This is a genomic window from Vibrio sp. 10N.286.51.B11 (assembly GCF_041469245.1).
Taxonomy (GTDB): domain Bacteria; phylum Pseudomonadota; class Gammaproteobacteria; order Enterobacterales; family Vibrionaceae; genus Vibrio; species Vibrio crassostreae_C.
Genome location: NZ_JBFRKI010000042.1, coordinates 1 through 1,058, shown reverse-complemented (window position 1 = coordinate 1,058; position 1,058 = coordinate 1). Strand labels below are relative to the sequence as shown.

Below are 1,058 nucleotides of genomic sequence, written 5' to 3'. Positions count from 1 at the left end.
GATCAGGTCAATCCAATCTCTTGTACACATTTTTGTGACGCGATCTTTGCACTCAAGAAATCCATTCCAAGCGCTACAGACCTTCGAAACAATATCGTTATAATCAATGAAGTTTTGGTTTGCTAGATAGTGTTGCCTTAACCAACTCCACACTTGCTCTATAGGGTTAAGCTCTGGTGAGTATGGCGGCAATTTGATAATACTGACATTATCAAATGGGTTAGCAATATCATCGGTATGCCATCCTGCGCCATCCATTATTACCACTGAATGACGGTCTTTTTCTGTGACTTTAGATATCTGCTCTAGATGGTTTATCATGATGTCTTTGTTAACCCAAGGGACGACCATTGCCTCACCAATCCCTCTCGATGGGCACACTGAGCCAAACAAATAAGCGTATTCAAATTGCTGCTGTTTTACTACGCGAGGTCTCGTTCCACGAGTAGCCCAAAGACGTGTTGTTGTGTTCTGCTGACCAAACCTAGCTTCGTCTTGAAACCAGACATCAACACTCTCTAGCCCAATATGGCCGGGGATCTTAAGGATCGTTTCGATTTGGAATTTTTTTAAAATCGTCTTGTATTTGCTGTGATTGTTTAGGGTGTTTGGAACGAGAAGTTATCCAAGAAAAACCCATGTGGTCGAGGAGATAATAGATGGAATTAGGGTGGTAGTGCTTGTCAAAGTGTTTAACGATGTAGTCATGTATATCGCTTCCAACAAGGCGGCCACCAGAAGGTGATTCAGCTTCTTTTTTTATGAAGGCACTGAGTTGAGCCCGCTGCTCATCGGTGAGGTATGCAGGCCTACCAGTCCGAGGTTTTTCTTGAAGTCCTTCTAGGCCTTCTTCAAAAAAAATCCGAACCCATTTATTGACACTGGTTCGACTGACTTTGAGAGATTTTGCAATTTGTGTACGAGAGAGGCCGTCTTTAAAGTGTGCGAGCGCAAGTAAACGCATCTTCATCTGAATGGTTTTTTGCTGGCTCGCAAGCTTTTTGAAGTCAGTGTTATTAAGGCTATCCATGGCTAAATTTCACAATAATTCATCAATC

The 1,058-nt window shown here is 42.5% G+C and carries 1 protein-coding gene; it reads right to left on the bottom strand.

Translation table 11 applies throughout. From position 1 onward, the window contains the following. Positions 1–1,030, bottom strand: a protein-coding gene (locus AB4154_RS20340; RefSeq protein WP_372123975.1) for an IS630 family transposase whose coding sequence is annotated in 2 segments (ribosomal slippage) — positions 1–570 and positions 572–1,030 — 1,029 coding nt annotated over the 2 segments. Because the reading frame shifts where the segments join, the coding sequence is not laid out codon by codon here. This gene is flagged as partial in the annotation. Positions 1,031–1,058: the final 28 nt, after the last annotated feature.